Source organism: Streptomyces venezuelae (assembly GCF_008642295.1).
Lineage (GTDB): Bacteria > Actinomycetota > Actinomycetes > Streptomycetales > Streptomycetaceae > Streptomyces > Streptomyces venezuelae_C.
Genome location: NZ_CP029190.1, coordinates 870,129 through 896,109 on the forward strand (window position 1 = coordinate 870,129; position 25,981 = coordinate 896,109).

Sequence of the window (25,981 nt, forward strand, 5' to 3'; positions counted from 1 at the left end):
CCGGGATGCGCGGACGCGCCGCAGCCCCCTCACCCGTTCAGGGCAGCGCCGTCGGCCTGGTCAGCCGCGCCGGACCAGCGGGAACGGCAGGGTCTCGCGGATGGTCAGCCCGGTGAGGAACATGACCAGCCGGTCGACGCCGATGCCCAGGCCGCCGGTCGGCGGCATCGCGTACTCCAGGGCGTCCAGGAAGTCGTTGTCGAGTTCCATCGCCTCGGGGTCGCCGCCGGCCGCGAGCAGCGACTGGGCGGTGAGGCGGCGGCGCTGTTCCACCGGATCGGTCAGTTCCGAGTAGGCGGTGCCCAGCTCGGTGCCGAAGGCCACCAGGTCCCAGCGTTCGGCCAGCCGCGGGTCCCTGCGGTGCTGGCGGGTGAGCGGGGAGACGTCCGTCGGGAAGTCCTTGTAGAAGGTGGGCAGCTTGGTCTTCTCCTCGACGAGGCGCTCGTACATCTCCAGGACCACGTCACCGCGGGTGTCCTCGGGGATGTGCGGCACCCCCGCCCGGTCGCACAGCCGGCGCAGCACATGCTCCTCGGTGTCCGCGTCGACCTCTTCGCCCAGTGCCTCGCTGACCGCCCCGTAGAGGGTCTTCACCGGCCAGGTCCCGGAGATGTCGTGGACGACGAGCCTGCCGTCCGGGCCCGCCTTGTGGGCGACAGGCGAGCCGAAGGCGGCCGTGGCGGCGCCCTGGATCAGCTCGCGGGTCAGGTCGAGCATCACGTCGTAGTCGGCGAAGGCCTGGTAGGCCTCCAGCATCGTGAACTCGGGGTTGTGCTTGTAGGAGACGCCCTCGTTGCGGAAGGTGCGGCCCATCTCGAAGACCTTCTCCATCCCGCCGACGCACAGCCGTTTCAGGTACAGCTCGGGTGCGATGCGGAGGTACAGGTCCAGGTCGTAGGCGTTGATGTGGGTGCGGAACGGCCGGGCGTTGGCACCGCCGTGGATCTGCTGGAGCATCGGTGTCTCGACCTCCAGGTAGCCGCGGTCCAGCAGCCCCTGGCGCAGCGCCTGTACGGCCGCGGACCGGGCCCGGACCACGTTCCGGGCCTCCGGGCTCGCGACCAGGTCGAGGTAGCGGCGGCGGACCCGGGCCTCCGGGTCGGCCAGGCCCTTGCGCTTGTCGGGGAGCGGGCGCAGGCACTTGCCGGTGAGCTGCCAGGAAGAGACCAGGAGCGACAGCTCGCCGGTCCGGCTCGCGCCGACCTCGCCGCTCGCCACCACGTGGTCGCCGAAGTCGACCTGGGAGGTGAAGGAGTCGAGCACGCCGGCGCCGGACCCCTCGCGGGTGAACATCAGCTGGCAGTCCCCCGACCAGTCGCGGAGCACGGCGAAGACCACGCCGCCGAGGTCGCGGACCACCATCACCCGGCCGGCCAGGGTGGCCCGTTCGCCGGTGAGGGTGCCGGCTTGCGGGGCCGGGTGGGCGGCGCGCAGCCCGGCCACGGTGTGGGTGCGCTGCGGGATGCCGACCGGATAGGGGTCGGTGCCGGCGGCGATCAGCCGGTCGAGCTTGGCGTGCCGCACCCGGACCTGCTCCGGCAGCCGCTCGCCGGCGGCTCCGCCGCCCTCCCCCGCCTCCTCGAGGCCGAGCGAGTCGATGGAGGGCAGGCCCGCGGTGGTGACGGGGGCGGTCACGCCCCGGGCGTGCCCCTTGCCCCACAGCTTGCGCAGGCTCGGTACGGAGACGAAGCCCTCGGCGATGCCGGAGGCGAGGGAGACCCGGGCCAGCGAGCCGGCGTCCTGGTAGCAGAGGAACCGCGGATACCACTCGGGCCCGTACTTGACGTTCGAGCGCTACAGCGCCTCCAGCTGCCACCAGCGGGAGAAGAACAGCAGCAGCCTGCGCCACAGCTTCAGTACCGGGCCGGCCCCGATCCGGCCGCCCTCCTCGAAGGCGGACCGGAACACCGCGAAGTTGAGGGAGATCCGGCGGACCCCGAGCCGCGGGGCGGTGGCGCACAGTTCGGCGACCATGAACTCCATCACCCCGTTGGGGGCGGTGGCGCGGTCGCGGCGCATCAGGTCGAGGGAGATGCCGTCCCGGCCCCAGGGGACGAAGGAGAGCAGGGCGATCAGTTCGCCGTCGGCGTCGAGGGCCTCGACGAGCAGGCAGTCGCCGTCGGCCGGGTCGCCGAGCCGGTCCAGGGCCATGGAGAAGCCGCGTTCGGTCTCGGTGTCGCGCCACCGGTCGGCCCGGTCGATGATCCGCTCCATCTCCTCCTCGCTGAGCGCGGAGTGCCGGCGGATGCGGGTGGTGGCGCCGGTGCGCCGGACCCGGTTGACGGCCTGCCGGGTGACCCGCATGTCCCGCCCGTCCAGGTCGAAGTGGGCGACCTGGAGGATCGCCTCGTCACCGAGCTGGAGGGCGCTCAGGCCGGACCGGGCGTAGGCGGTGGCGCCTTCCTCGGAGGCGCCCATGACGGCCGGCTGCCAGCCGTAGCGGCGGGCCACGCCCAGCCAGGAGTCGATGGCGGGGGTCCAGGCGCCGGGGTCGCCGACCGGGTCCCCGCTGGCCAGGCAGACTCCGGCCTCCACCCGGTAGGTGACCGCGGCCTTGCCGGTGGGGGCGAACACCACGGCCTTGTCGCGGCGGGTGGCGAAGTAGCCGAGGGAGTCGTTGCGGCCGTAGGCCCCGAGCAGGGCCCGGATGCGGGGTTCCTCGTCGCCGTGCAGGGCGGCCGTCATCCGCTGCGAGCGGAAGAGGGTGGCAGCCGCGTTCAGCAGCGCCAGGGCTCCGAACAGGCCGAGGAGGAAGTACAGCGGTCGGGGTGGCCGGCCGTCGAACTGGCGGGCGGAGAACAGTCCGCCGAAGACCTGCTTGGCGGCCCAGTCCAGCCATTGGCTGCGCGGCAGGGTGCCGGGGAAGAGGGCGACCAGGCCCCAGCCGAGGAGCACGGCGGCGAGCAGCCCGATGCCGAGGACCAGCAGGGCCCGCCAGAGGGCGCCCGGGCGGGAGGCCGCGTAGAACTCCTTGCGGGCCAGGACGAGCAGGGTGACGGCGGCGATGCCGAGGAGGCCGGACGGGACGGACACCCATGCCGGGTAGCCGCCGTCCAGGAGGATCAGCAGGTCCGTGAGGATCAGCAGGGCCAAATAGGCGACGACGATCCACCAGGCGATCTTCTTCCGGGTCCCGAGGGCCGCCGCCAGCAGGAACAGGAAGACGGCGTACGCGAGGTTGGCACTGACCGGTACGACGAAGAGGTCGAGGAAGCGGACGACCGGGCGGAGCAGCCGCCGCAGGGTCGGGGACAGCGAAAGCAGGGCGCAGAGCAGGCCGAGCGCACCGAAGAACGCGCCGAATCCGTCGGGCACCCGGCTCAGGAAGCGGTTCCGGGTCCCGTGGGTCTCCTGGTACGGCGGTGCGGTGACGCTCATGGTTCGCACTGTAGGGAGACCCGCCGGAGCGCGCGCGCCGAAGCCGGCCGGCGGCCGGCAGGGGGTCAGCGGTGCGGCCGGGGCGGGCCGGGCCGGGCCCGCGACGGGGGCACGGGCCAGGCCGGCTCGGGCCCCTGGCTACCGGCCGCAGGTCAGGCCGGCCTTGCCCCGGCTCCTGGCCGCGGGTCGGGCCCGCCCGGCCCGCCCTCGCCCCCGGCTACCGGCCTCGGGTCAGGCCCGCCTTGGCCGCCGAGCGGCTCAGGACCGCCGCCGTGATCTCGTCCTGGGCCGACTCGTAGTCCTCCCGCCCCGGGTCCGCCGCCAGCGCCGCCGGCAGGTTGACCACGCGGCCCGTTCCGAGGTCCATCAGCTGGGGGATGAACTCCGCCTTGGTGACCTGCCACCGCTGCCCCGGTGCGGCCGGCGGATCGAACCGGAACCGGCCGATGGAGCCCTGGTTCCCGCGCGGGTCGAAGGCGCCGGAGTGGTTGAACATCTGTCCGGCGACCTGGTCGCCCATCCCGTACACCACCCAGGTCCCGTTGACCTTCTCGTACGCCTGCGGGATGTGCGCGTGGGTGCCCAGGATCATGTCGATGTCGGGCCGGCCGCCGGTCTGCGCGGCGGTGAGGGCCTTGCCCAGGGCGAGCTGCTGCTCGTCCGGCTCGGTCTGCCACTCGGTGCCCCAGTGGAGGCTGACCAGCACCACGTCGGCGCCGGCCCGGCGGGCGGCCCGCGCGTCCGCGATGACCTTGTCTTCTTCCATCATGTTCACCGCCCACGGCCGGCCCTCGGGCAGCGGATAGCCGTTGGTGCCATAGGTGTAGGCGAGGTGTGCGACCTTGGCGGTGCCGGCCGTGTACATCGCCGGGGTGGCCGCCTCCGCCGCCGTACGGGCCGATCCGGTGTGCTTGAGCCCCGCCCTGTCGAAGCGGTCCAGGGTCCGCTTCAGCCCCTCGGCGCCGTCGTCCAGGGTGTGGTTGGAGGCGGTGGAGCAGCCGTCGTACCCGGCGTCCTTGAGGCCTTCGGCCACCTCGGGCGGGGAGATGAACGCCGGGTACCCGCTGAACGGGCCGCCGTCCTCCCCGTAGACGGTCTCCATGTGGCAGAGGGCGAGGTCGGCGGCCGAGACCACCGGTTTGACGGCGCCGAACAGCGGCCGGAAGTCGTAGCCCCCACCGCCCGCGTCGGCGGCGGCCCGGTTGATGACCGAGGTGTGCGGGAGTACGTCCCCGGTGGCCACCAGCGTGAATCCGCGGGCGGCGGGCCGGGTCTGCGGTCCGGCCGGGTCGGGGGCGCCGGCCGTCCGGGAGGGCTGCCCACTGCGCTGATCCGCGAGCCGGGCCGGGGCGGGGTCCCGCTCCGCCGAGCAGCCGGATGCGGTGGCTGCGGCGGCCGAGAGGACCAGGGCCGCCAGGGTGGCGCGTGCGGTGTGCCGGGGTCGCTTGGTCATCTGTACCGGCTCTCATTAATAGGACTATCCGATGATCTGAATCCACAGAAGATGACATGGGAAGTCAAGGAGCGGTGCCGGGCCGGGCCGGACCCTCACCCGTTCGCCGCGCCGTTCGACCGTTTGTCGCGGAACCCTGCCGCCCACCGGATCACCCGGGTGCTTGGGCGCACGGCCCCGGCGGGGCGGTTCCGGGCGCGCTCCTCGCAGGTCAGGGTGGGCATGTCGAGCCGCCCGGACCCCGGAAGGAGCCACCCGGTGACCCTCTCCCCCAGCCTCCAGCGCACAGCAGCCGACGCGTTGGCCGAACTCCAGCGCGAACACGGCCGGGCCCTGTTCGGCTTTCTGCTCGGCCTCACCGGCGGTGACGCGCAGCGGGCCGAGGACCTCGTGCAGGAGACCCTGGTACGGGCCTGGCAGCACCCGGAGGCCCTGGAGACCGACCACGCGTCCATGCGGCCCTGGCTGTTCACCGTGGCCCGCCGCCTCGCCATCGACGCCCGCCGGGCCCGGCTGTCCCGCCCCCGGGAAGTGGATCCCCAGGGGCTGGAGCACGCCCCGGCGCCGGTGGACGGGGTGGCCGGCGCGGTCACCGCCATCGATGTCCGGCGGGCGCTGGGGGGCCTGGGGCCGGAGCACCGCGAGGTGCTCATGCAGGTGTACTTCCGCGACCGGTCGGTGGCCGAGGCCGCGCGCGAGCTCGGCATCCCGGCCGGGACGGTGAAGTCCCGTACGCACTACGCGCTGCGCGCCCTGCGGAAGGACCTCCAGGGGTACGGACTCGGCGGGTGAGGGGTCGCCGACCCCGCCGACGGCGACTCGAGGATTGACCGAATAGTGTCCGGGAGGTGTCGAAAATGCATTGGAAACGGCATCAGACCGTTCAAGTTGAGTAAACATCCCCCGCCTTGCGAGCTCCTGAGGGAAGGCTCATCGAGGACGGCGGAACGCTCGACACCCGGGAGAAGGTGGAACGGTGCAGCCCGAGGGTACGAACGGCACCAGCGGCGGCGGGCTCGCGGTGCCCATGGCATGGCTCTACGCCGAGTACATCGCGGACGAACTGCTGCGCACGGGCCGGCTGATCCCGGTCAGCACCCTGGAGTTCCGGGCCGGCCGGGACACCCTGGCGCTCACCATCTACCTCTCCGACGCGGCCGGGGAACTCTCCGGCATCCGGGTGGTCTCACAGCTCGACGAGTGGCTCTCGCTCACCGCGTACGGGCACCCCTGGCGGGACTGGGTGCACACCCGGTTCCTCCAGCTGGGCGAGGAGGCCCGGGAGCGCGGCGCGGGCGAGGACCCCGACCTGGAACTGGCCCGGGCGGCCTGGACCTGGCTGGACCGGACCGAACTCTTCGCCACCAACCTCGAGGCCGGACTCCCGGCCCAGCCGGGCGGACTGGACGAGAACGCGCGCGTCTGGACCCCGGCCTGGCAACTGGGGCTGCCGCTCGGCCACCTGGCCATGCACCTCTTCTAGCCCAGCCGTCGGCCTTGGGGCGTGTCCTTAGGGCGTGTCCTTGGGATCGGCGACCAGGCCGGTGAAATCGGCCTCGTTCCGCTCGGCGCGGTGCACGTACCAGCGGGCGATCAGCCACATCAGCGGGTACACGGCCGCCCCCAGCACCGACCAGACCAGCGCACCGGAGGTGTCCCGCGGCAGGGCGAAGAGCAGGGGCAGGGCACCGACCAGCAGCGCCAGCGCGATCAGCGCACCGAGGCCGGTACGCAGCTGGCTGCGCATCAGCGCACGGACGTAGGTGGTCCCGAGGGTGGTCTGCTCGGAGATCTCCGACCGGGCGGGTGCGTGCGCAGGCGGTCGGCGCCGGGCCCCGCGGGGCACTCCGGTGACCACCTCGCGGCGGGGGGCGGACGACGGCTGCGGTTCCTCGGCCATGGCCATGGCCAGGGAGTCTATTTGAGGAGGCGCGAGAGCCGGCGGTCGGCCAGTGGCTTGCCGCCGGTCTGGCAGGTGGGGCAGTACTGGAGGGACGAATCCGCGAACGAGACCTCGCGGATGGTGTCCCCGCACACCGGACAGGGCTCGCCGGCCCGGCCGTGCACCCGCAGCCCGCTCTTCTTCTCGGCCTTCAGCCGGCCCGCGGCCAGGCCGCGGGACCGCTCGACGGCTTCGCGCAGGGTGGTCCGTACGGAGGTGTGGAGCGTGGTGATCTGCTCCTCGTCGAGGGAGGCGGCCAGTTTGAACGGCGACAGGCGGGCGTGGTGGAGCGCTTCGTCGCTGTAGGCGTTGCCAATGCCGGCGATGACGCTCTGGTCGCGGAGCACTCCCTTGATCTGGCGCCGCTCACCGGCGAGGAGCGCGGCGAAGGCGTCCCGGTCGAAGGAGTCGGCCAGCGGATCGGGGCCGAGGCGGGCGATCCCGGGTACCTCCTGGGGGTCGTGCACCACGTACACCGCGAGCCGCTTCTGGGTGCCGGCCTCGGTGAGGTCGAAGCCATCGGCTTCGCCGTCGGCGCCGATGGCTTCGAGTACGACGCGCAGCGCGAGCGGTCCCTTGCCGGGGCGGGGCGGCTGGGCGGGCATTGACTCGCGCCAGTGGAGCCAGCCGGCCCGGGCCAGGTGGACGACGAGGTACAGCTCGCCGATGTGGAGGGCCAGGAATTTGCCGTGGCGGGTGGTGGGGCCGGCCTGCTGCCCTTCGAGGGCGGTGAGGGGCGGGTCGTAGGTCTTGAGCACGCTGATGGCGAGCGGCAGGACGCGGGTCACCGTCCGGCCGGTGAGATGCTCGTCGAGGAACTCTTTGAGTGCCTCGACTTCGGGCAGCTCGGGCATGCCATCAGCGTACGCAGCCGGCCCCGCCGGCGCCCGGCCTGCCCCTGCCCGCTCCGCCGGGCCCCCTTCCCCGGGCGCCCCGCGCCCGGGGGCCGGGGGCCGGGGGCCGGGGCCCCGGGCGAAGCCCCCGAAACACGGGCCAGCGCCGCCGCGCACCCCTCGGCCCCGAGGGCCCCGGGCCCAGCCTCGTAGAACCCGGGGCCTGGGCCGGGCGAAGCCCCCGAAACACGCGCGGGGCACCGCCCGCGCCCCCCCGGGGCTCAGGGGCGAAGCCCCGGAGCACGTGCCGGACGGAGCCCTGGTGACCCTCGGCCCCGCCCGGGGGCCCTGGGCCCAGCCCCGTAGAACCCGGGGGGGGCCGGGGTGGGCGAAGCCCCGGAGCACGTGCCAGGCAGAGCCCGTGCACCTCTCGGGGCCCGGGGGCGAAGCCCCCGGAACACGCGCCGAGCGGAGCCCGCGGACCCCTCGGCCCACGGGGAGCCCGGGCGCCCCGGGCCCAGCCCCGCAGAACCCGGGGACCCGGGGGCAGGGCCCCGGAACACGCGCCGGGCTGAGCCCGGGCAACCCTGGGGCCCGGGCTCAGCCCGGGTGGGGGTGGGCGGGGGTTAGGGGATGGTGAATTCGCACCAGACGCATTTGCCGCTGCCCCGCGACTCCACGCCCCAGACGTCCGCCAGCCGGTCGACCAGCATCAGGCCGCGGCCCGACACCCCCGAGTCGCCGGCCTCGCGCCGCCGCGGCAGCGCGCTGGAGCGGTCCGCGACCTCGACGCGGAGGCGGCGTTGCGGGCCCGGGAGGATGCGGAGGGTCACGATGGCCGGGCCGTCCGTGTGCATCAGGGCGTTGACGATCAGCTCGTCCGCCACCAGTTCGATCTCGTCGGCCCGGTTCCGCGCACCCCACGCCCGTACCGCCGCCCCGATCATGTGCCGGGCGGAGACCAGCCCCTCCGGATCACCGGGAGCGACGTGCTGTTGCAGCCGGCCGCCGGCCTGGGGCGCGTCCTCGACATGGCGGCGCAGGAGCAGGAGCGCCATGTCGTCGTCACCGCCGCGGTCGTCGATCACCTCGCACAGCCGGTCCGCGAGCTGCTGGAGGTCGGCCGGGCCGCTCCGGACCATGGCGGTGAGGAGCTGGATGCCGTCGTCGAGGTCGGCCCCCGGCTGTTCGACCAGGCCGTCCGTACAGAGCAGGAGCGTCTCCCCGGGGTCCAGCTCCACCGTGGTGACGGGGTATTCGATACGGCCGAACTCAGCGGACAGGCCGAGCGGCATACCGCCTTCCACCGGCAGCCGCCGGCAGTCGCCGGCCCGGGACCGGACCAGGGGGTCGATATGGCCGGCCCGGACCAGCTGGAGCACGCCGGTGGCCAGGTCGGCCTCCGCATAGGTGCAGGTGGCGAAGCGGTCGGTGTCGAGCTCGTGGAGGAAGACGGAGGCCCGTGCCATCACGGTGCCCGGGGAGTGCCCCTCGGCCGCGTAGGCGCGGAGCACGATCCGCAGCTGGCCCATGACCGCGGCGGCGTGCGTGTCGTGCCCCTGGACGTCGCCGATGACGGCACCGACCCGGCCGCCGGGGAGCGGAATGACGTCATACCAGTCGCCTCCGATGTCCCGGCCCATCCGGGCGGACCGGTAGCGGACGGCGATCTGCGCGCCCGGCACGGCCGGGATCCGGCGCGGCAGCATGGCCTGCTGGAGGCCTTCCGCGAGGTCGTGCTCCTGCTCCAGCAGCATGGCGCGCTGCAGGCTCTGCGCGATGCTGCTGCCGAGGGCGACCAGGAGGTTGCGTTCCTCCTGGGTGAAGCCGTCCTTGTCGCGGTAGAGCAGCCCGATCGCGCCGATCGGCCGGGCCTGGGCGATCAGCGGCAGGTAGGCGGCGGCCGAGATGTCCATGTGGGTGATCTTCGACCAGAGGTAGGGGTAGCCGTCGGCGAACTCCTCCGGGGAGTGGATGAACCTCGGCTGGAGCGAGCGGACCACCTCGCTCATCGGGTAGTCCTCGTCGATCCGGGTGAAGCGGGTGCCGGGGACGAAGCTGCCCTGTGGCCCTTCGGCCACCAGGTGGATCCGCCCGGCCTCGACCAGGCCCATCACCATGCCCATGGAGCCGAGCCGCTCCAGGCCGTGTGCATCGCTCAGGGCGTCGATCACGTCCTGCACGGTGCGGGCATGGGCGAGGGCGGCCGTGGTGGCCTCGACCACCGAGGTCTGGCGGCGCCGTTCCTCGTCCAGGCCGAGGCGTTCGGCGGAATGGCTGAGTTCCTCGGTGGCGTCGCGGACGATGCCGATGATCCGGTACGGGCGGCCGTCGCCGTTGCGCAGGACCCGTCCCTGCGTGTGGGTCCAGCGCAGCCGCCCGTCGCGGCAGCGGATCCGGAAGTAGGCGCCGTAGCTGTTGACCCCGCTTTTGAGGGCGCTGGAGACCAGCGCGTCGAGCCGGTGGGATTCGGCGGGCGGGACCCGTGGGGCGAGGGACTCGGGCCGGCCGTCGTACTCCTCCTCGGTGGTGTCGAACACCTCGAGTCCCGGTGCGTCCAGGTGCATGAGGCCCGTCACCAGGTCCCAGTCGAAGCTGCCCATCCGGTTCAGCGCGAGCGATCGGTCCGGGTGTGCGGGCCAGTCGTCCGGCAGGGATACGGTGGTCGGCACCGGTCCACCATGTCACACCCGGGGGTCAGGCGCTCTCCAGCTGGACCGCCTCCCCGGAGGTCAGGCCCTCGTCGGGTACGGCGTACGGATCGGCGGGCTCGTACGGGTCGGCCGGTGCTGCCGGATCGGTCGGGGCGTACGGGTCCGTGGTGGTTCCGTCGCCGGCCGCGGCGTCCGGGTTCAGGGGGTCGGTCTGGGCGTACGGGTCGGCGGGCGCGGCGGGGTCCGTGGACGGCCACTCCCCGGATGCATCGGAGGGCAGCTCGCCGAGCTGGTCGGTCTGCGGCCTCGACGGGCGCGGGTTCGGGGGCGGCAGCGGGGCCGGCTCGATGGGCCGGGTCTGCCGTGGTGCGCTGCCGGGCGGGCAGCCGGTGGCGGCGGGGCCGGGGACGCCGGAGCTCTTCGGGGGTACGGTACGGGCCCCGGCGCCGGCGCTGGTGTCACGGGCGGCGCACGGGTCGGCGGGCCCGTTGGCGAGCTGGCCGGAGGCGTGCGCGGGCAGCCCGTCCTCGGGGTTGTAGGGGGGCATGACCTGGGGGGCCCGGTCCTGGGCGCCGTCGTCGCCGGTCCGCCGTTCGATCCAGGTGTTGTCCGCCAGGTTGGCGATCACCAGTTTGTCGATCACCTGGCTGGTCGGCTCGATCACGATGACCTGGTTGGGGTGGTAGCCGGTCCAGGGCTTGCCCTGGGTGACGGGCTCGCCCTTGGGGGCGCGCGGCGGCTGCAGCGGGTTGCCGCAGGCGCACCGCACCCGGGGCATGCCGTACCGGTCGACGAGGACGGCGGTGCCGGCCTGCAGGACGGACTGGAAGCCGTTGGCCCGGCCGTCGCGGAAGCCGTGGTTGGTGACCCGGACATCGGCGCGCAGCACCACGGGGGTGAGGCCGCGCAGGTATTCCGGGATTCCGTTCGGTTCGATGCCGCTGGCCTGGGCGAATGCCAGGGCCTTGCCCTTGGACTTCTCGGCGGTGAGCGAGCGGATCTGCTGTTCGACGTCGCAGCTCCCGAACCGGTGGGCGCCCCCATACAGGCCGGGGGTGGATCCGACGACGGTGCGGATGCCGCGGCCGGTGGTATTGGGGACCGGGGCCTGGAGCGGGGCGGATTCCCCGGTGGACGTCGACTGGGTGAACGGGTCGGGTTCGGCCGCGCCCACCGGCTGGAGGAAGAGCTCCTGGCTCTCGGCCGCGGCGGCGGGCTGCTGCTTCTCCTCGCTTCCGCAGCCCGCGGCGAGCAGGCCGAGCAGCGCGAAGAGGGCTGCGCCGGCCGGTGCGTGACGGCGCGTCGCCTGACGTGGTGTCGGTCTTCCCTGCACGTGGTTCGCCCTCACGTGGTTCTCCCTTTCGCCCCGGATGCTCCCTACTTGTCTGACGCATGCCCGGGGGTGTCGCAAGCGGAGGTCCGTTTTCTTGCTCCAGGAGGCCCTCCCGGATACCCCCGAGCCGGATTCCCGGCCGGTTCGCCGCCCGCGGGCGGCCGGGCGCGCGGACAGCGCGGATACTGGGGGTGATGGACTGGTTCACGGCGCCCGAGTACTGGCTGGGCCGGCTGGTCTTCCAGCGGACCCTGGCCGTCGTCTACCTCTTCGCCTTCCTCGGGGCGGCCCTGCAGTTCCGTGCCCTGATCGGGGCGCGCGGGATGCTGCCGGTGCCGGACTATCTGCGGTACGTGCCCTTCCGGCGGGCCCCGAGCCTCTTCCAATGGCGCTATTCCGACCGGCTCTTCGCCGGGTGTGCCTGGGCCGGGGCGGTGCTGGCGGCGGCGCTGGCGGCCGGGGCGGGGGATGCGGTGCCGCTCGGCTGTGCGATGGCGATGTGGGCGGGGCTGTGGCTGCTGTACCTGTCGGTGGTGAACGTGGGCCAGACCTGGTACGCCTTCGGCTGGGAGTCCCTGCTGCTGGAGACCGGGTTCCTGGCGGTCTTCCTGGGGAACGCGACGGTCGGCCCGCCGGTGCTGGTGCTCCTGCTGCTGCGCTGGCTGCTGTTCCGGGTGGAATTCGGCGCCGGGCTGATCAAGATGCGCGGGGACGCCTGCTGGCGGAAGCTGACCTGTCTCTACTACCACCATGAGACGCAGCCGATGCCGGGGCCGCTGAGCTGGTTCTTCCACCATCTGCCGAGGCCGCTGCACCGGGTGGAGTGCGCCGCCAACCATGTGACCCAACTCGCGGTGCCGGTTCTGCTGTTCACCCCGCAGCCGGTGGCCTCGGTGGCCGCCGTGATCATCGTGGCCACCCAGCTGTGGCTGGTGCTGTCGGGCAATTTCGCCTGGCTGAACTGGCTGACGATCACCCTCGGCCTGTCCGCGATCGACTTCACCCGGATCGCGGGACCGCCGCCGGCCGCCGCCTCCCGCGGGGCCCCGGTCTGGTACGTGGTACTGGTCTGCGCGGCGGCCGTGCTGATCCTCGTACTCAGCCGGCACCCGGTGCGGAACATGATCTCGCGGCGGCAGGTGATGAACCGGTCCTTCGACGCCCTGCACCTGGTCAACACGTACGGGGCCTTCGGCACGGTGGGCCGGATCCGGGACGAGGTGGTGGTGGAGGGGACGGCGGACGCGGTGCCCCGGGAGGACGGGGACTGGCGGGAGTACGGCTTCAAGGGGAAGCCCGGTGACCTGCGGCGGCTGCCCCGCCAGTTCGCCCCGTACCACCTGCGGCTGGACTGGCTGATGTGGTTCGCCGCGCTCTCCCCCGGCTATGCGCGGGACTGGTTCGGGCCGTTCGTGGAGCGGCTGCTGTCCGGTGACCGGGACACGCTGCGGCTGCTCCGCCACAATCCGTTCCCGGACGGCCCGCCCCTGTTCGTACGGGCCCGGCTGTACCGGTACCGGTTCACCACCTGGCGGGAGCTGCGGGAGACGGGTGCGTGGTGGCACCGCACGCTGGTGCGCGAGTACCTGCCGCCCACCCGTCTCGCCGCCCGGGTCTCACGATCGGGCGAGCAGTGACTCCTCCCGCTCCCGGTCCAGGCCCTTGCTGGACCGGTCGGACCGCAGCGGCGCCTTGCCGCCGATGGACCCGAGCCAGGCCCAGGTGTCGGCGACGGTGTCCTCGACGGGCCGGCAGTCCAGACCGGCCGCGACCGCCTTGGTCACGTCTCCGCCGTGCATGAAGGCGTAGTCCTCACCCGGCGGGAGCCAGACCGGCAGCTCGGTCCACGGCTGCACCCCGGCGTCCAGGATGAGCTGGGGGTCGGTCCAGCGGAGTTCGGCGGTCCCTCCGGTGACTGCGGCGCAGGCCTCGAGGAAGCTGCCCATGGTGGCGTGGCCGAGGGGGGAGACCAGGTTGTAGGCGCCGTCGAGCCCGGACTGCGCCGCGTCCAGGGTCCACTGCGCGAGGTCGCGTACGTCGATGTACTGGATCGGGAGCTCGCGCGGTCCCGGGGCGAGGACCGGGCCGCCCTCGGCCATCCGGCCCAGCCACCAGGGCAGCCGGCCGACGTTCTCGTACGGGCCGAGGATCAGGCCGGCCCGGACCAGCAGGGAGCGGTCGCCGAATGCCTCGAGAGCGGCGAGCTCGCCGCCGCGCTTGTCCTCGGCGTAGGCGGTGGTACCGGCGTCGGGCGAGCCCTCGACGACCGGGCCGTCCTCGTTCAGGCCGGCGGGGGCCGGATAGGCGTACACGGACCGGCTGGAGATGTACGCGTACCGCCCGGCCCGGTCGCGCAGCAGGCGCGCTGCGTCACGGACGGCGGTGGGGGCGCCGCTCCAGGTGTCCACGACCAGGTCCCACTCCCCCTCGGCGAGGGCGGCCAGGCCGTCGGGGGCGGTCCGGTCCCCGTGCCGGGAGAGCGTTCCGGGAGGGGCTGCGTGGCGGCCCCGGTGGAAGACCGTGACCTCCCAGCCACGGGCGAGGGCGTCTTCGGTGACGGCCCGGCCGACGAATTCGGTACCACCCAGCATCAGTAGTTTCATGACGCCAGCCTGCCGCCGACCGGCGGGCGGCGGAACGGGTGATCGCCCAGAGCGATGACGCTCAGGGCGTACGCCGCCCCCGCGCCGGATCGGCACGGGGGCGGCGGCGAGCCGGAACCCGTCGGTCAGTCGATGCCCGGCAGGATGTGCGGCTCTGCCAGGTCTTCCTCGTATCCCGCGAGCCGGATCGGGGCGGACCGGGCCCACACCTCGAGGCTGCCGAGCTCGTCGGAACGGGTGCGGCGTTCCGTGTGCTCCGTCAGGGCCTGCTCGTGCTTCGTCAGTTCTGGTGTCACCGCGCACTCCTCTTGTGTCGCGTAACCCGGGGTGGCTCACCACACCGGGCAGGGAGAAAGGGCATCCGGTCGCGGTGGCGCCGTTGTTCTCGATACGGAGAGTGGCCCGGGTGGGGCCGTCCGTGTGCCTCAGAGTACACATTTGAGCGGGGTTCCGCTCAACAGGAGAGTAAAATTCACTCCCGACTACTTGCCTTCTCCAGGAGTTCAGCACCTTGTACGTCGGCGTGTCGACCGAAACTGATCTGCTCGGGACGGAATTGCGTGGGCCGACGGAGGGGACGGGCGTGGCGGAGATCGACGGAATCCGCGGGGTCGAGGAGCTGATGGAGCTGCTGCACGCCTGCCGGGGAGCGTGGGATACACCTGATCGCAGCGGGGATCCGGTCGATCTGCACGACCACGGACTGCAGACGGCGGCACTGCTCCGGCGCTCGCATCCGTACGACAAGGAGCTTCAGGTGGCGGGGCTGGTGCACGATCTGGGGCACCTGCTCCGTCCGGGTGACGACGCCGGGCATGCCGGCCACGCGGCGGACGCGGTCCGCCCGCTGCTCGGCGAGCGGGTGGCCCGCCTGGTGCAGCTGCACGTCCCGGCCAAGCGGTACCTGGCGACGGTGGAGCCGGAGCGGACGCTGTCCCCGCAGAGCGCGCTGACACTGCGGGCGCAGGGCGGGGTGATGGACGAGGCGGAGGCGCGGGCCTTCGCGGCGGACCCGGAGGCGGCAGCCGCGGTGATCCTCCGGCAGGCCGACGACGCGGGGAAGGTGGTCGGCCTGGACGCGGGCGTCCTGGAGGACTGGCGTCCGGTGATCGAGCTCGTCGCCGCCAGGGCGGCCGGCCACGGGCAAACCCCCGCCTGAACGCGATCGCGGGCGCGATCACGGGCGGGGGTTCGGGCCCTGGCCCTGGCCCTGGGCCCGGGGTCCCCTGGATCCGGGGTCCGGGGTCCGGGCGGCGGGCTTCGCTTCGGCGGGGCCTACCAGTTCGCCGGGGCGTAGTCCTTGAGGAAGACGCTGTGGAGGTCCTCGCCGGCTTCGCCGCGGACGATCGGGTCGTAGACCCGGGCCGCGCCGTCGACCAGGTCCAGGGGGGCGTGGAAGCCCTCCTCGGCCAAGCGCAGCTTGTCGAAGTGCGGGCGCTCGTCGGTGATCCAGCCGGTGTCGACCGAGGTCATGAGGATGCCGTCGGTCTGGAACATCTCCTGGCCGCTGGTCCGGGTCACCATGTTCATCGCGGCCTTGGCGGCGTTGGTGTTGGGGTGGCCCGCGCCCTTGTAGCCGCGGCTGAACACACCCTCCATCGCCGAGACGTTGACGACGTACGCCCGCCCGCTGGACGCCTTCCGGGCGGCCTCGGCCATCGCCGGCCGCAGCGCGCTGATCAGGATGAACGGCGAGGTGTAGTTGCACAGCTGGGTTTCGAGCAGCTCCACCGGGGAGATCTGGTCGATGGTCTGCACCCAGGTGTTGGTGTCGACGAAGTCCGGGAGCAGGCCGCCCGCGTCGATGGCGGTGCCGTCGAGGTGCCGTTCGATGCTGGCGTTGCCCGCGACCAGGGCGAGGTCGGCGACCTTCTGGGCCTCCAGCCCGCTCGTGCCCAGCGGAAGCGCCGCCAGACCGTCGACCGCACCGGAGTTGAAGGCGCCGATGACGTGGTGGGCGGGGAGCTCGCCGGCCGGCAGCGGGGCGCTCTCCCCGTCGACCAGCGCGGCGTACGCGGTGGGCAGGCGGCGCACGGTCTGCGTCGCGTTGTTGATGAGGATGTCCAGCGGGCCGGCCTCGGCCACCTGGTCGGCGAGCGCCACGGCCTGCGCCGGGTCGCGCAGGTCGATGCCGACGACCTCCAGGCGGTGCATCCAGTCCGCCGAGTCCTCCATCGCCTTGAAGCGGCGGATGGCGTCCTTGGGGAAGCGGGTGGTGATCGTGGTGTGGGCGCCGTCGCGCAGCAGCCGCAGCGCGATGTACATGCCGATCTTGGCCCGGCCGCCGGTGAGCAGCGCGCGCTTGCCGGAGAGGTCGGCGCGGGCCTCGCGCTTGGTGCGGTTCTCGGCGGCGCACGGCTGGCAGAGCTGGTGGTAGAAGTAGTCGACCTCGACGTACCGCGTCTTGCAGACGTAGCAGGAGCGCGGGCGCTGGAGTATTCCGGCGATCCGGCCGGCCTCCGTGACGGAGGAGGGCAGGATGCCCTCGGTCTCGTCGTCGATGCGCTGCGCGGAGCCGGTGGCGGTGGCCTCGGTGACGGCCCTGTCGTTGGCGGTCTTGGCGGCGCGGCGCTCCTGGCGGCGGCGCTGCTTGACCGTGCGGTAGACGCCGGCGGTGGCCCGGCGGACGGTGATCGCGTCGGGGTGGTCGACGTCGATGGTGTCGAGCTCCGCGAGCACGCTGAGGCAGAGCGCCAGCCGCTCGGGGTCGATGCCCGGCCCGTACGCCTGGATGTCTTCGGTCTCGGTCGCCTCGGTCGCCGTCATGCCCGCTGCCGTTCCTCGATCACTCGTGTCCTGCGGAAGTCCCCAAAAGGGGAACTGTACGGATCCGGCCGGTCCGGGTCCAAACCCTTTGCCCGACCGCCACGTTCGGTGCACGCACGACCACGGCGAGTGAGAGGAGTACTCGCCTACTACGACCGGAGTATGAGCGATCTTCTACCAGAGATTGAGGAATACTCGATCAGTACCCCGCATTCTGAAACACATGAGTGCCCTCGCATTGTCGGTGCTGCTCTGCCTGGTGTCTGCGCTCGCCTACGCGGCCGGTGCGATCGTGCAGGAGCAGGTCGCCGTCGCGCATCCGAACCGTCCGTACGCGCCGCTCCGGCAGGCCGGCTGGTGGGTGGCGGTCGCACTCAACGGCGCGGGCGGACTGCTGCATGTGGCCGCGCTGGCCTACGGGCCGCTGAGCCTGGTCCAGCCGCTCGGGGCGCTGACCATCGTCTTCGCGCTGCCGATGGCGGCGGTGTTCGTACGGCGCCGGGCCGGGGTCGCTGCCTGGCGGGGCGCTCTGATGGCCACCGTGGGCCTGGCCGGGCTGCTGGCGCTGACCGGTGGGGACGGGCGTACGCAGACCCTGGCCGTCGCGGAGCAGTCGGTGCTGCTGGCCTTCACCACTGCCGGGGTGGCGGGGCTGTTCCTGGCGGCGCGCCGGGTGCTGGAGCCGGTCACGCGGAGCGTGCTGCTGGCGCTCGCGGCGGGTGTGGCCTTCGGCATGGCCTCGGTGTTCACCAAGTCGGTGGCCGAGTCAGCCACCGGCGAGTCCGCGGTGGCCGCAACGCTCGGGCAGTGGCCGGCGCTCGCGGCGATCGCGGTCCTGGCGGTGGGCGGGCTGCTGCTGTCTCAGGCCGCCTACCGGGGTGCGGGGCTGGCCGCACCGCTGGCCACACTGACCGTGGTGAACCCGGTGGTGGCGGCTGCGGTGGGGATCTCGCTGTTCGACGAGGGTTTCCGGTACGGGGCGTTGGGCGCGACGGCTGCGCTGGTGAGCGGTGCGCTCGCGGCGGCCGGCCTGATCCTGCTCACGGCCGTGCCGCCGCACGCGCGGGTGTCAGATGCGCACCCCGTGGCCGCGGAGGTACGTCAGCGGGTTGACGTCGGAGCCGTACCCGGGCCCCGTACGTACCTCGAAGTGCAGGTGGGGACCCGTACTGTTGCCGGTCGAGCCGGAGCGGGCGATCCGCTGACCGCCGACGACCTGCTGGCCGGCCTGGACGGACAGCGCGGACAGGTGCGCGTACTGGGAAAACTTCCCGTCGCCGTGGCGGATCACGACCTGGTAGCCGTAGGCACCGGACCAGCCGGCCGACACGACCACGCCCGGGCCGACGGCCTTGACTGAGGTGCCGGTGGGCACCGGGAAGTCGATGCCGGTGTGGTACCCGCTGGACCAGGAGGAGCCGGCCACCCGGTAGGCGGTGCCGATGCCCGCGTCCACGGGGGCGCTGTAGCCGCCGGTGACGGGCTTCTTTTCCTGCACCGGGACCGGCTTGGCGGTCTCGACGGGTTTGGGCTGGACCGGCTTGGGCTGCGGGGCCGGCTTGGCCTGCGGGGGCTTGGCGGGCTGCGGAGGCTTGGCGGGCTGCGGCGCCGGTTTGGCGGCGGGCGGCTGCGCGGGCCGTTCCGGGGCGGGTGCGACCGGGGCGGCGGTGACCCTCAGGGTGAGGCGCTGGCCCGGGAAGATCAGGTTCGGATTGCCGCCGACGGTCGCGCGGTTGGTCTCGTACAGGGCCTGCCAGCCGCCCTCGACGTGCTGCTGCTGGGCGATGGCGGAGAGCGAGTCGCCGGGCGCCACGACGTACGGATTTGGCAGGACCGACGTCCCGGTCTGCCGCGGCACGGTGGGCTTGGCACCCTGCTTCTTCGCCTGCTGCGGTACGCCCGTGCCCGGTTTGGCGGCGGGTAAGGCCGCCTGCCGGGCGCCCGGCACGGAAGCGGAATGGGCCTTGCTGCCGCCCGCCGGGGTGCCGGGGGTGATCTTGGGCGCCTGGCCGGCGCGCGTCAGGCCGGCCTTCTTCGAGCAGACCGGCCAGGCCTGGGGCCCCTGCCCCTTGAGGACCTTCTCGGCGACCGCGATCTGCTGGTCCTTGGTGGCGAGGTCGGCGCGCGGGGCGTACGCGGTGCCGCCGAAGGCGCGCCAGGTGCTCGGGCTGAACTGGAGCCCGCCGTAATAGCCGTTGCCGGAGTTGACGTGCCAGTTGTTGGTGGACTCGCAGCCGGCGACCTTGTCCCAGATGTCGACGGAAGCGGCCTCCGCCGGGCCGGCTCCGACCAGGGGCAGGGCGATGCCCGCGCCACCGGCGGTGACGGCCAGCGAGGCCCGGTTGATGCTGCTCGGCTGGTACCGGCGGTGCCGGCCCCGTACACCCATGGGAGCCCCCTTGAAAACATCAGGAACCGCACAACTTAACGGCACTGCACTGGGCTGACAAGGGTCGCAAGACGGCGCACACAAAAGGAAGTTGACATTCCGCCGGAGGGTGGTGCGGGGCTCTGCGGCACACCCCGTACAGCGGGGGCACGCAGGGGGCACGCGGGGCACGCATGAGCGCAGGCGCGCGCCCGTGCGGGAGGCGGGAGCATCCGCGGCAGAGATCAGGCGTGGTCAGGGCACACACCTACCGGCGCACGGACCGCGAGGGCGCGTCCGCACGCTCCGGCGCGAGGACCGCTACTAGGCGGTCCGCACCCGGTGGACGATCAGCTCCAGGGCCCGGGCTGCGGGACGGGCGCGGGCCCCGGAGGTGGGGGGATCGGATCAGGCTCCGGGAACGGCCCGGGGGTGGGCGGCACCGGCCGCGGCACCGGGTCCGGGACGGGCGGCGGCGCCGGATCGGGCGGGGGCTCGGTCAGGGCCGGGGCGATCCGCCGCTGATCCAGATTTCTGGTCATACACCCCACCTTCCCTTGGTTCCGGATGGTATGCCCGTCCGGTTCACCCAAGGGGGCGGGGGTCAGCGTGCGACCGCCTGCGGGCTGCGGAGCTGGTCCGTGCCCGGCACCGGGGCCGAGGGGTCCGCGCCCAGCTCGATGATCCGGTTGCCCCCGTCCACGTGCACCACCCGCGGCTTCAGCACCCGCGCCTCGGCGTCCTCGACCTGCGCGTAGCTGATGAGGATGACGAGGTCCCCGGGGTGCACCAGGTGGGCGGCGGCCCCGTTGATCCCGATCACCCCGGAGCCTCGCTCGCCCTCGATGACGTAGGTCTCCAGCCGGGCCCCGTTGTCGATGTCGACGATGTGCACGAGCTCCCCGGGCAGCAGATCGGCCGCCTCCATGAGATCGGCATCGACGGTCACGGAACCGACGTAGTGCAGGTCGGCCTGAGTGACGGTGGCCCGATGGATCTTGGACTTGAACATGGTGCGCAGCAATGTGAGCTCCTAGAAGACGGCTCCCTGCCAGCTTTATGCAGGTCAAGGGCGTCCTGCACTCTACACACTGCCGGCCAGGCGTCGCATCGGACAGTCACTTCGGAATGCGGGGGGACCGATGTCGACTTTCCGCCCAGGTGAGCCAGGCGGCGACCCTCTGACAGGGGTGGTTCCACAGTGCAGCGGGACGCTTCAGGCTCAGTACGACCGGGCCGAGCGGGGCACTCCCCCTCACTGACACGGGATGTCCGGCCGTGCGCGCGGGCGCCGAAGGCCGTCGCTGCGCCGTAGCTGGCGCGCCAGGACATGTTGTGGTCGGCGAGGATCGCGGTCAGGGGTGCGAAGACGGTCGAGGCGAGTCTGCCGGCGAGGGTGACGATGCCGATGGTGAGGGCGCGGCGAAGGCGGCGAGCCGTCGTCAGCGCACTCTGCTGGTCGGCGACGCCGGCTCCACGCCGTTGCGCCGGGCGTACCGCCCCGCTTCCGACCGGTTGTTCACGCCGAGCTTTCGCAACACGGCGGCGACGTGGTGCTCGACCGTGCGGCGTGACAGGAACAACACGTCGGCGATCTCGGCGTTGCGGAGTCCGTCGGCCAGGAGGGCGAGCACCTCCTGTTCCCGGGCGCTGAGCCCGTCGGGGCCGGCGGTGCGGGACGGGCGTCTGGGGATGTCGCGTGCGCCGAGCCGACGCAGGCGGCGGGCGGTGATGTCGCGCATCGGCCGTGCGCCCAAGCGGTCGAAGATAGCGAGTGCCTCCCGCAGCATCCCCTCGTCCGTGGTGTCGGCGAGGGCGAGCGCGGCTTCGTAGGGGCATCCGGTCTCCTCCCAGCGTCCGGCCGCTTCCCGGGAGCGGCCGGACAACTGGAGCCGGTAGGGCTCGGCGGCCCGGCCCGGGACGGCGGCGGGTCCGTCGGCCCGCGCGAGCCAGTAGGCCAGCTCGCCGAGGAGCCACGGTTCGCCCTGGGTTGTGGCAGCGGCCAGGGCCGGGGTCACGAGTGTGCGTGCCTGGTCCAGGTCACCGGCGTACGTCCCGGCCTCGGCCAGCGCCGGTGTGGAGCCGATGATCCAGTCGACGACCGGCTCTGCCGTGACCATGACCGAGTGGACCCTGGCCAGCAGCGGGCGGGCGTCGGGGTCGCCACGGCGCGCCCGCAGCCGGCCCAGCACCACCATGGCGATCATCCGGCGCCCGTCGTCGACCCCCGCCGTGCGCAGCACCTCCGAGGCGAGCGCTTCGGCGTCGTCCCACCGTCCCTGGTCGAGCAGTGCCCTCGACCGGAACGCGCGCAGCCACTGGCGCCAGACCTCCTGCCCGTGATCGTCGGTGAAGGAGAGGGCCTCCTCGTACCAGCGGTCGGCCTGCCGGTACCAGCGGCGCGTCACGCAGATCAGCTGGAGCCAGAAGTAGGCGAGACCGGCCTGGTCTTCCACCGATGCGCCCCGCGCCAGCCGTACGCTCTCCGCGATCAGGTCGAGTCCGGCCGGGTCGCCGTCCTGAGCGCGGCCGATGCCGATCGACAGGAGTGCGAGTGCCCGTTCCTGCGGTTCCGAGCCCTCGCCGGCAGCAGCCAGGAGCCGCTCGCCCCAGGCCACCGCGTCGGCGTTGCGGAACGCCATGGCGGACAGCTTCGCGCGGATGGCGCAGGCGAGTGCGTATTCGGGCCCTGGCGGTTGCGTCGCCAGCAGCGCGAGGGCCTCGTCGCAGGCCTTCTCCCCGAGCGGGATCTCCCGGGCCAGGTGGGCCGCCGTGATCGCCAGTCCGACCAGGGCCCCGCCCCGCCGTCGGTCGTCGCCGACCGCCCGCCATGCGTCGACGGCTTCCTGCCGGGCCCGCAGGGCGTCGTCGAGGTCATCGGCGAGATGGCATTGCCGGCCGAGTTCCTCCAGGAGCCCCGCCCGGGCGGCGTCCGGCTCGTCGCCGAGCGCGGCGAGTGCGTGGCGGAGGTGGTCCGCCGCCTCCGTGTGGGCCCCCAGTCTGGAGGCCCTCTCCGCCGCCAGGGGGGCGTAGGCGAGGACGGCGGCCCGGTCGTCGGCCCGCTGCGCGTGATCGGCGAGCCGCGCGGGCTCCACTTCACCCGGCGGTCTCGCACCGAGCACGGCCAGTGCCTGCCGGTGCAGGGCTGCCGCGCGTCCCGGCGGGATCGCCTCCAGGACGGCGACCCGGACCAGCTCGTGCCGGAACGCGACCGTGCCGTCGACGGCGGTGACCAGCCCGCGGTCCATGCACGCGTCGAGGTCGTCGGCTGCCCGGCCCGAGACGGCCTCCACCAGCCATGGCGCCGCCCGCGTCCCGAGACAGGCGAGTGCGTCGAGAGCCTCGCGCGCACCCAGTTCCAGACGGGCGGCGCGGGCGAGGACCGCGTCCCGGACCGTCGGGGGAACGGTGGCCCGGCCGTCAGCGAGGACCTCGGTCACGAAGAACGCGTTGCCTCCCGTGCGGCGGTGCAGCTCGCCCGGGTCGATGCCGGTTCCCGCGGCGAGACGGGTCACGGCCGCCTCGGAGAGCATCGGTACGGTCAGCCGGCGCACCACGGGAAGCGCCGCCAGGTCCCCGGCCAGGACGCGCAACGGGTGGCGTGCCCCCACCTCGTCCTGCCGGTAGACCACGACGATCATGGCGGGACGCGCCTCGATGCGGCGGCCCAGGAAACGCAGCAGGTCGAACGTGGCCTCGTCGGCCCAGTGCGCGTCGTCCAGCAGCACCAGGGCCGGTTCACCACCGCTGCGCAATTCGTCGAGCATCAGGCGGCGCACCGCCGCCGGCTCCGCCTCGCCGGTGAGCTGACGGCGCAGCGGTGCCGACACGCCGAGTGCCATATCGCGGAGGGGACCGAGCGGAAGCGGCGTGGTGAGCGGTTCGCAGCCGCCACGGAGGAGGCGCACGCTGCCCAGCGTCCGGGCGAACTCCTCGATCAGCGCGGTCTTGCCCGAACCCGCCTCACCACCGACGAGAACGAGCCGTCCGGTGCCGTCGCGCGCCTCCCGCCACCAGCGGGTCAGCGACGCGAGCTCGCCGTCCCGCTCCAAGAGCGTGCAGGGGCCGACCGTCACCTTGCCCATGGTAGGCAGGCCACGTCCACAAGGTTGGGTATCCACCACCGATGTCCGCGGCAGGAGGGCCTGCGCATGCTGCCCATGAGCAGAGGAACGGGGCACGCCGAAGGGAACGGCCATGGACTACGACGTGATCATTGTCGGCGCGAGCATCGCCGGCTGCACGGCTGCCACGGCATACGGCCGGGCCGGCCTGCGGGTGGCACTCGTCGAACGGCAGCGCAACCCGCAGGCGCACAAGACGCTGTGCGGGCACTTCGTGCTCGGCGGCACGCACGACGTCCTGCAGAGGCTGGGCTTCTGGCAGCCGATGGTCGCCCGGGGCGCGGCCGTGACGACCGGGCTCGGCATGTGGACGGAGCACGGCTGGATCGTGCCCCGGCATGACGGAGCGGTTCCGCCGGCGATCAGCCTGCGCCGGAGCAAGCTGGACCCGCTACTGCGGGAGATCGCCGGTGCCACCCCCGGCGTGGAGCTCATGCTGGGACACCGTGTCGTCGACCTCGTACGGGACGACGCCGACAACATCCGGGGAGTGGTCACGCGGAACGGCGGGACAGGCTCCACCGAGCTGCGCGCCCGACTGGTGGTCGGTGCCGACGGCCACCACTCGACGGTCGCCCGGCTCGCGGAGGTCCCGGAGAACCGCGCCCCGAACGAGCGCTTCCTGTTCTGGACCTACTACGAGGGCGCGACGATGAACGGCCCTGGCGACGGCCAGGTCTGGCCCCTGGGCCGGGACGTGGCCGTGTGCATCCGCGTGGACAGCGGGCTCACCCAGGTCGGGGTCTTCCCGGCGAAGGACCGGCTGCCCGAGTTCACTGCGGAACGGGATGCCGCGTACGACCGGTTCGTCGCACGTCTGCCGGACGGACCTTCGCTCGCAGGGGCACGACGGGTGTCCCACCTCATCGGAACCACCGACTACCCGTGCATACGCCGGAACCCCGTACCGCGGCCGGGCCTGGCCCTGATCGGTGATGCCGCCACCGCCTCGGATCCGGTTCCGGCAGTGGGGTGCGGCTGGGCGTTCCGTAGCGCCGTGTGGCTGGCCGACGCGACCGCCGCGCCCTTGGCCCAGGGCCGGGACCTGCGGCAGTCGCTGCGCGGCTACCGCAGGTCCCACCGGTTCATCGACGCGTACGACGCGCTGGGGCGGCGGGAGGCGCTCGCCGGGCCGCCGAATCCGCTCCAGCGGGCCATCCGCACGGCAGCCGTGTCCGACCGCGACATCTCCCGCCGGCTCGCGCTGTTCGCGATGCGGGCAGAGTCCCCGTCCGTCCTTCTGAATCCCAAGGTCGTGATCCGCGCCTTCGCCGGATCACGGGGCCGGAGGTCGCGCAGCGGACTCACGGCCGCGTCCACCCGGTACCCGGAGGGGCCCGGTGAGGGCGGCGGGCTCCCTTCGTGAGGTCCCGGACGGCGGCGTGCGGAATGATGGAACCGGGGAGCGCGTGTCATGGCCGCGCGACCGCAGGACTGCCACGGGACTGCCGGAGGTTCTGATGCTGACCACTCCCGTATGCCGGCTTCTCGGCATCGACGCCCCTATCGTGTGCGCGGCCTTCGGCCCCTGGGACGAGGTCGATCTCGCAGCTGCGGTGTGCCGGGCGGGCGGTCTGGGCAGTCTGGGCACCGCGGTGCGGCCCTTGCCGGAGCTGAAGGACCAATGGGCTCGGCTGCGCCGGCTGACCGACCGGCCGTTCGCGATCAATCACACGAGCCGCCCGCTCGACGAGGAGGCGTTCCAGGCCACGATCGAGGAGGGGCCCGCAGCGATCTCGTTCCACCTGGCGGTGCCGCCCGATCTGATCGCCCGGGCCCACGACGCCGGCATTCTCTGGATCCAGCAGGTATCCAGCCGCCGTCAGGCCGAAGAGGCGCTGCGGGCGGGCGCCGATGTGGTCGTCGCCCAGGGCGGCGAAGCCGGCGGTCACGGAGGGGACGTCTCCACCATGGTGATGGTCCCCGACGTCGTCGACATGGCGGGCGACGTACCCGTCCTCGCGGCCGGCGGGATCGGCGACGGGCGCGGCCTGGCCGCGGCGCTGGCACTGGGAGCGCAGGGTGTGCTGATGGGGACGCGCTTCCTCGCATCGGACGAGATGAAGGTGTCGCAGGCGTGGAAGAGCCGGCTCGTCGAGTCGGCGGCCTCTGACGCCGTGCGGGCCGTGGGCAGCGAGCGTATCCTGCCGCCGTTCAACCGCCCCGGCAGTGCCGGAGTGCCCCGTTGCCTGCGCACTCCCCTGGTGGACCTCCTGCGCGAGCACCCCGAGCAGGTGGACCCCGCGCAGACCGTGCCCCGCGTGATGGCCGCGATCCTCGCCGGCGGCGGGGACGAGTACCTGCCCTTCACCGGTCAGTCGACCGCCCTCGTGCACGAGATCCTGCCCGCCGCAGAGATCGTCCGGCGGACCGTACGGGAGGCCGAGGCAGCGCTGGCGGCGACAGCCCGCGCCATCGGCCCCGGGACATGACCGCGCTGCCCCTGCGGGGTGCCCCCACCAGGCGCCTCCCCGGTCCCCGGGGCAATCTGGAAGTGGGCATGCTGCTCCACCCGAGAGAAGCGAGG

17 protein-coding genes and 2 pseudogenes are annotated in these 25,981 nt (G+C 73.1%); 7 read left to right on the forward strand and 12 right to left on the reverse strand.

The genetic code is table 11. The features are described from left to right. Positions 1 to 60 precede the first annotated feature (60 nt). Together lysX and DEJ50_RS03995 are read right to left on the reverse strand one after the other, a co-directional pair. Positions 61 to 3,378, reverse strand: a pseudogene (lysX, locus tag DEJ50_RS03990) (bifunctional lysylphosphatidylglycerol synthetase/lysine--tRNA ligase LysX). A gap of 217 nt (positions 3,379 to 3,595) precedes the next feature. Beyond that, positions 3,596 to 4,831, reverse strand: a complete 1,236-nt coding sequence (locus DEJ50_RS03995) for a CapA family protein (protein ID WP_190344262.1) — start codon at positions 4,829 to 4,831, stop codon at positions 3,596 to 3,598. Positions 4,832 to 5,089: 258 nt separating this feature from the next. Here DEJ50_RS03995 and DEJ50_RS04000 point away from each other — a divergent pair, with 258 nt between their 5' ends. Continuing rightward, positions 5,090 to 5,623 (forward strand): sigma-70 family RNA polymerase sigma factor, encoded by a 534-nt coding sequence (locus DEJ50_RS04000; protein ID WP_223837580.1) that lies wholly within the window; start codon positions 5,090 to 5,092, stop codon positions 5,621 to 5,623. A 235-nt stretch (positions 5,624 to 5,858) separates the two neighbouring features. Continuing rightward, the gene (locus DEJ50_RS04005; protein ID WP_190344874.1) at positions 5,859 to 6,314 is read left to right on the forward strand and encodes a hypothetical protein; all 456 of its coding nucleotides are present in this window, start codon (positions 5,859 to 5,861) and stop codon (positions 6,312 to 6,314) included. A gap of 27 nt (positions 6,315 to 6,341) precedes the next feature. On the opposite strand, the gene DEJ50_RS04010 is transcribed toward DEJ50_RS04005, so the two are convergent. The 4 genes from DEJ50_RS04010 to DEJ50_RS04025 all read right to left on the reverse strand — a co-directional run bounded on the left by DEJ50_RS04010 (position 6,342) and on the right by DEJ50_RS04025 (position 11,608). Beyond that, entirely contained in the window at positions 6,342 to 6,731 is a 390-nt protein-coding gene (locus tag DEJ50_RS04010) for a hypothetical protein (RefSeq protein ID WP_150211882.1), read from the reverse strand. A 17-nt stretch (positions 6,732 to 6,748) separates the two neighbouring features. Continuing rightward, on the reverse strand, positions 6,749 to 7,627 hold the full coding sequence (locus DEJ50_RS04015) for an Fpg/Nei family DNA glycosylase (RefSeq protein ID WP_150206028.1): 879 nt from the start codon (positions 7,625 to 7,627) through the stop codon (positions 6,749 to 6,751). Between the two features lie 605 nt (positions 7,628 to 8,232). After that, a complete protein-coding gene (locus DEJ50_RS04020; protein WP_223837581.1) occupies positions 8,233 to 10,278 on the reverse strand; it encodes a SpoIIE family protein phosphatase in 2,046 nt (681 codons plus the stop codon). A 25-nt stretch (positions 10,279 to 10,303) separates the two neighbouring features. Further along, a complete protein-coding gene (locus DEJ50_RS04025; RefSeq protein WP_150206029.1) occupies positions 10,304 to 11,608 on the reverse strand; it encodes a DUF6777 domain-containing protein in 1,305 nt (434 codons plus the stop codon). 179 nt (positions 11,609 to 11,787) lie between these two features. Here DEJ50_RS04025 and DEJ50_RS04030 point away from each other — a divergent pair, with 179 nt between their 5' ends. Then, the gene (locus DEJ50_RS04030) at positions 11,788 to 13,230 is read left to right on the forward strand and encodes a lipase maturation factor family protein (protein WP_150206031.1); all 1,443 of its coding nucleotides are present in this window, start codon (positions 11,788 to 11,790) and stop codon (positions 13,228 to 13,230) included. Here DEJ50_RS04030 and DEJ50_RS04035 read toward each other — a convergent pair. Together DEJ50_RS04035 and DEJ50_RS33780 are read right to left on the reverse strand one after the other, a co-directional pair. Then, positions 13,210 to 14,196, reverse strand: coding sequence for an NAD-dependent epimerase/dehydratase family protein (locus DEJ50_RS04035; RefSeq protein WP_150206033.1), 987 nt, complete (start codon positions 14,194 to 14,196; stop codon positions 13,210 to 13,212). The two genes, DEJ50_RS04030 and DEJ50_RS04035, sit on opposite strands and share 21 nt — an antisense overlap. Before the next feature lie 125 nt (positions 14,197 to 14,321). Then, a complete protein-coding gene (locus DEJ50_RS33780) occupies positions 14,322 to 14,492 on the reverse strand; it encodes a hypothetical protein (protein ID WP_190344264.1) in 171 nt (56 codons plus the stop codon). A 326-nt stretch (positions 14,493 to 14,818) separates the two neighbouring features. Between DEJ50_RS33780 and DEJ50_RS04040 the strand changes: the two genes are divergently transcribed. After that, a complete protein-coding gene (locus DEJ50_RS04040) occupies positions 14,819 to 15,355 on the forward strand; it encodes an inositol oxygenase family protein (protein WP_150211884.1) in 537 nt (178 codons plus the stop codon). A gap of 116 nt (positions 15,356 to 15,471) precedes the next feature. Here DEJ50_RS04040 and DEJ50_RS04045 read toward each other — a convergent pair whose 3' ends face one another. Next, complete coding sequence (locus DEJ50_RS04045) at positions 15,472 to 16,962, reverse strand: SDR family NAD(P)-dependent oxidoreductase (protein WP_150206035.1); 1,491 nt, start codon at positions 16,960 to 16,962, stop codon at positions 15,472 to 15,474. Between the two features lie 223 nt (positions 16,963 to 17,185). On the opposite strand from DEJ50_RS04045, the pseudogene DEJ50_RS04050 reads away from it, so the two are divergent. Next, a pseudogene (locus DEJ50_RS04050) lies at positions 17,186 to 17,959 on the forward strand (DMT family transporter); the annotation flags it as partial. A 72-nt stretch (positions 17,960 to 18,031) separates the two neighbouring features. Here DEJ50_RS04050 and DEJ50_RS34400 read toward each other — a convergent pair. From DEJ50_RS34400 to DEJ50_RS04070, 3 genes are all read right to left on the reverse strand, one after another. Beyond that, positions 18,032 to 19,351, reverse strand: coding sequence for a transglycosylase family protein (locus DEJ50_RS34400; RefSeq protein WP_150206037.1), 1,320 nt, complete (start codon positions 19,349 to 19,351; stop codon positions 18,032 to 18,034). A 583-nt stretch (positions 19,352 to 19,934) separates the two neighbouring features. Next, complete coding sequence (gene panD, locus DEJ50_RS04065) at positions 19,935 to 20,354, reverse strand: aspartate 1-decarboxylase (RefSeq protein WP_150206041.1); 420 nt, start codon at positions 20,352 to 20,354, stop codon at positions 19,935 to 19,937. A gap of 418 nt (positions 20,355 to 20,772) precedes the next feature. Continuing rightward, positions 20,773 to 23,406: an ATP-binding protein gene (locus DEJ50_RS04070; protein ID WP_190344268.1), complete on the reverse strand. Its 2,634-nt coding sequence runs from the start codon at positions 23,404 to 23,406 to the stop codon at positions 20,773 to 20,775. 121 nt (positions 23,407 to 23,527) lie between these two features. On the opposite strand from DEJ50_RS04070, the gene DEJ50_RS04075 reads away from it, so the two are divergent. Both DEJ50_RS04075 and DEJ50_RS04080 read left to right on the forward strand, forming a co-directional pair. Then, positions 23,528 to 24,820, forward strand: coding sequence for an FAD-dependent oxidoreductase (locus DEJ50_RS04075; RefSeq protein WP_150206044.1), 1,293 nt, complete (start codon positions 23,528 to 23,530; stop codon positions 24,818 to 24,820). Positions 24,821 to 24,914: 94 nt separating this feature from the next. Then, positions 24,915 to 25,886: an NAD(P)H-dependent flavin oxidoreductase gene (locus tag DEJ50_RS04080; protein ID WP_150206046.1), complete on the forward strand. Its 972-nt coding sequence runs from the start codon at positions 24,915 to 24,917 to the stop codon at positions 25,884 to 25,886. Positions 25,887 to 25,981 lie beyond the last annotated feature (95 nt).

Bases quoted from the DNA above. Each gene is read 5' to 3' on its own strand.
- DEJ50_RS03995 (WP_190344262.1), bottom strand. From the start codon at position 4,831: ATGACCAAGCGACCCCGGCACACCGCACGCGCCACCCTGGCGGCCCTG.
- DEJ50_RS04005 (WP_190344874.1), top strand. From the start codon at position 5,859: ATGGCATGGCTCTACGCCGAGTACATCGCGGACGAACTGCTGCGCACG.
- DEJ50_RS04010 (WP_150211882.1), bottom strand. From the start codon at position 6,731: ATGGCCGAGGAACCGCAGCCGTCGTCCGCCCCCCGCCGCGAGGTGGTC.
- DEJ50_RS04015 (WP_150206028.1), bottom strand. From the start codon at position 7,627: ATGCCCGAGCTGCCCGAAGTCGAGGCACTCAAAGAGTTCCTCGACGAG.
- DEJ50_RS04030 (WP_150206031.1), top strand. From the start codon at position 11,788: ATGGACTGGTTCACGGCGCCCGAGTACTGGCTGGGCCGGCTGGTCTTC.
- DEJ50_RS04035 (WP_150206033.1), bottom strand. From the start codon at position 14,196: ATGAAACTACTGATGCTGGGTGGTACCGAATTCGTCGGCCGGGCCGTC.
- DEJ50_RS04040 (WP_150211884.1), top strand. From the start codon at position 14,819: ATGGAGCTGCTGCACGCCTGCCGGGGAGCGTGGGATACACCTGATCGC.
- DEJ50_RS04045 (WP_150206035.1), bottom strand. From the start codon at position 16,962: ATGACGGCGACCGAGGCGACCGAGACCGAAGACATCCAGGCGTACGGG.
- DEJ50_RS34400 (WP_150206037.1), bottom strand. From the start codon at position 19,351: ATGGGTGTACGGGGCCGGCACCGCCGGTACCAGCCGAGCAGCATCAAC.
- DEJ50_RS04075 (WP_150206044.1), top strand. From the start codon at position 23,528: ATGGACTACGACGTGATCATTGTCGGCGCGAGCATCGCCGGCTGCACG.
- DEJ50_RS04080 (WP_150206046.1), top strand. From the start codon at position 24,915: ATGCTGACCACTCCCGTATGCCGGCTTCTCGGCATCGACGCCCCTATC.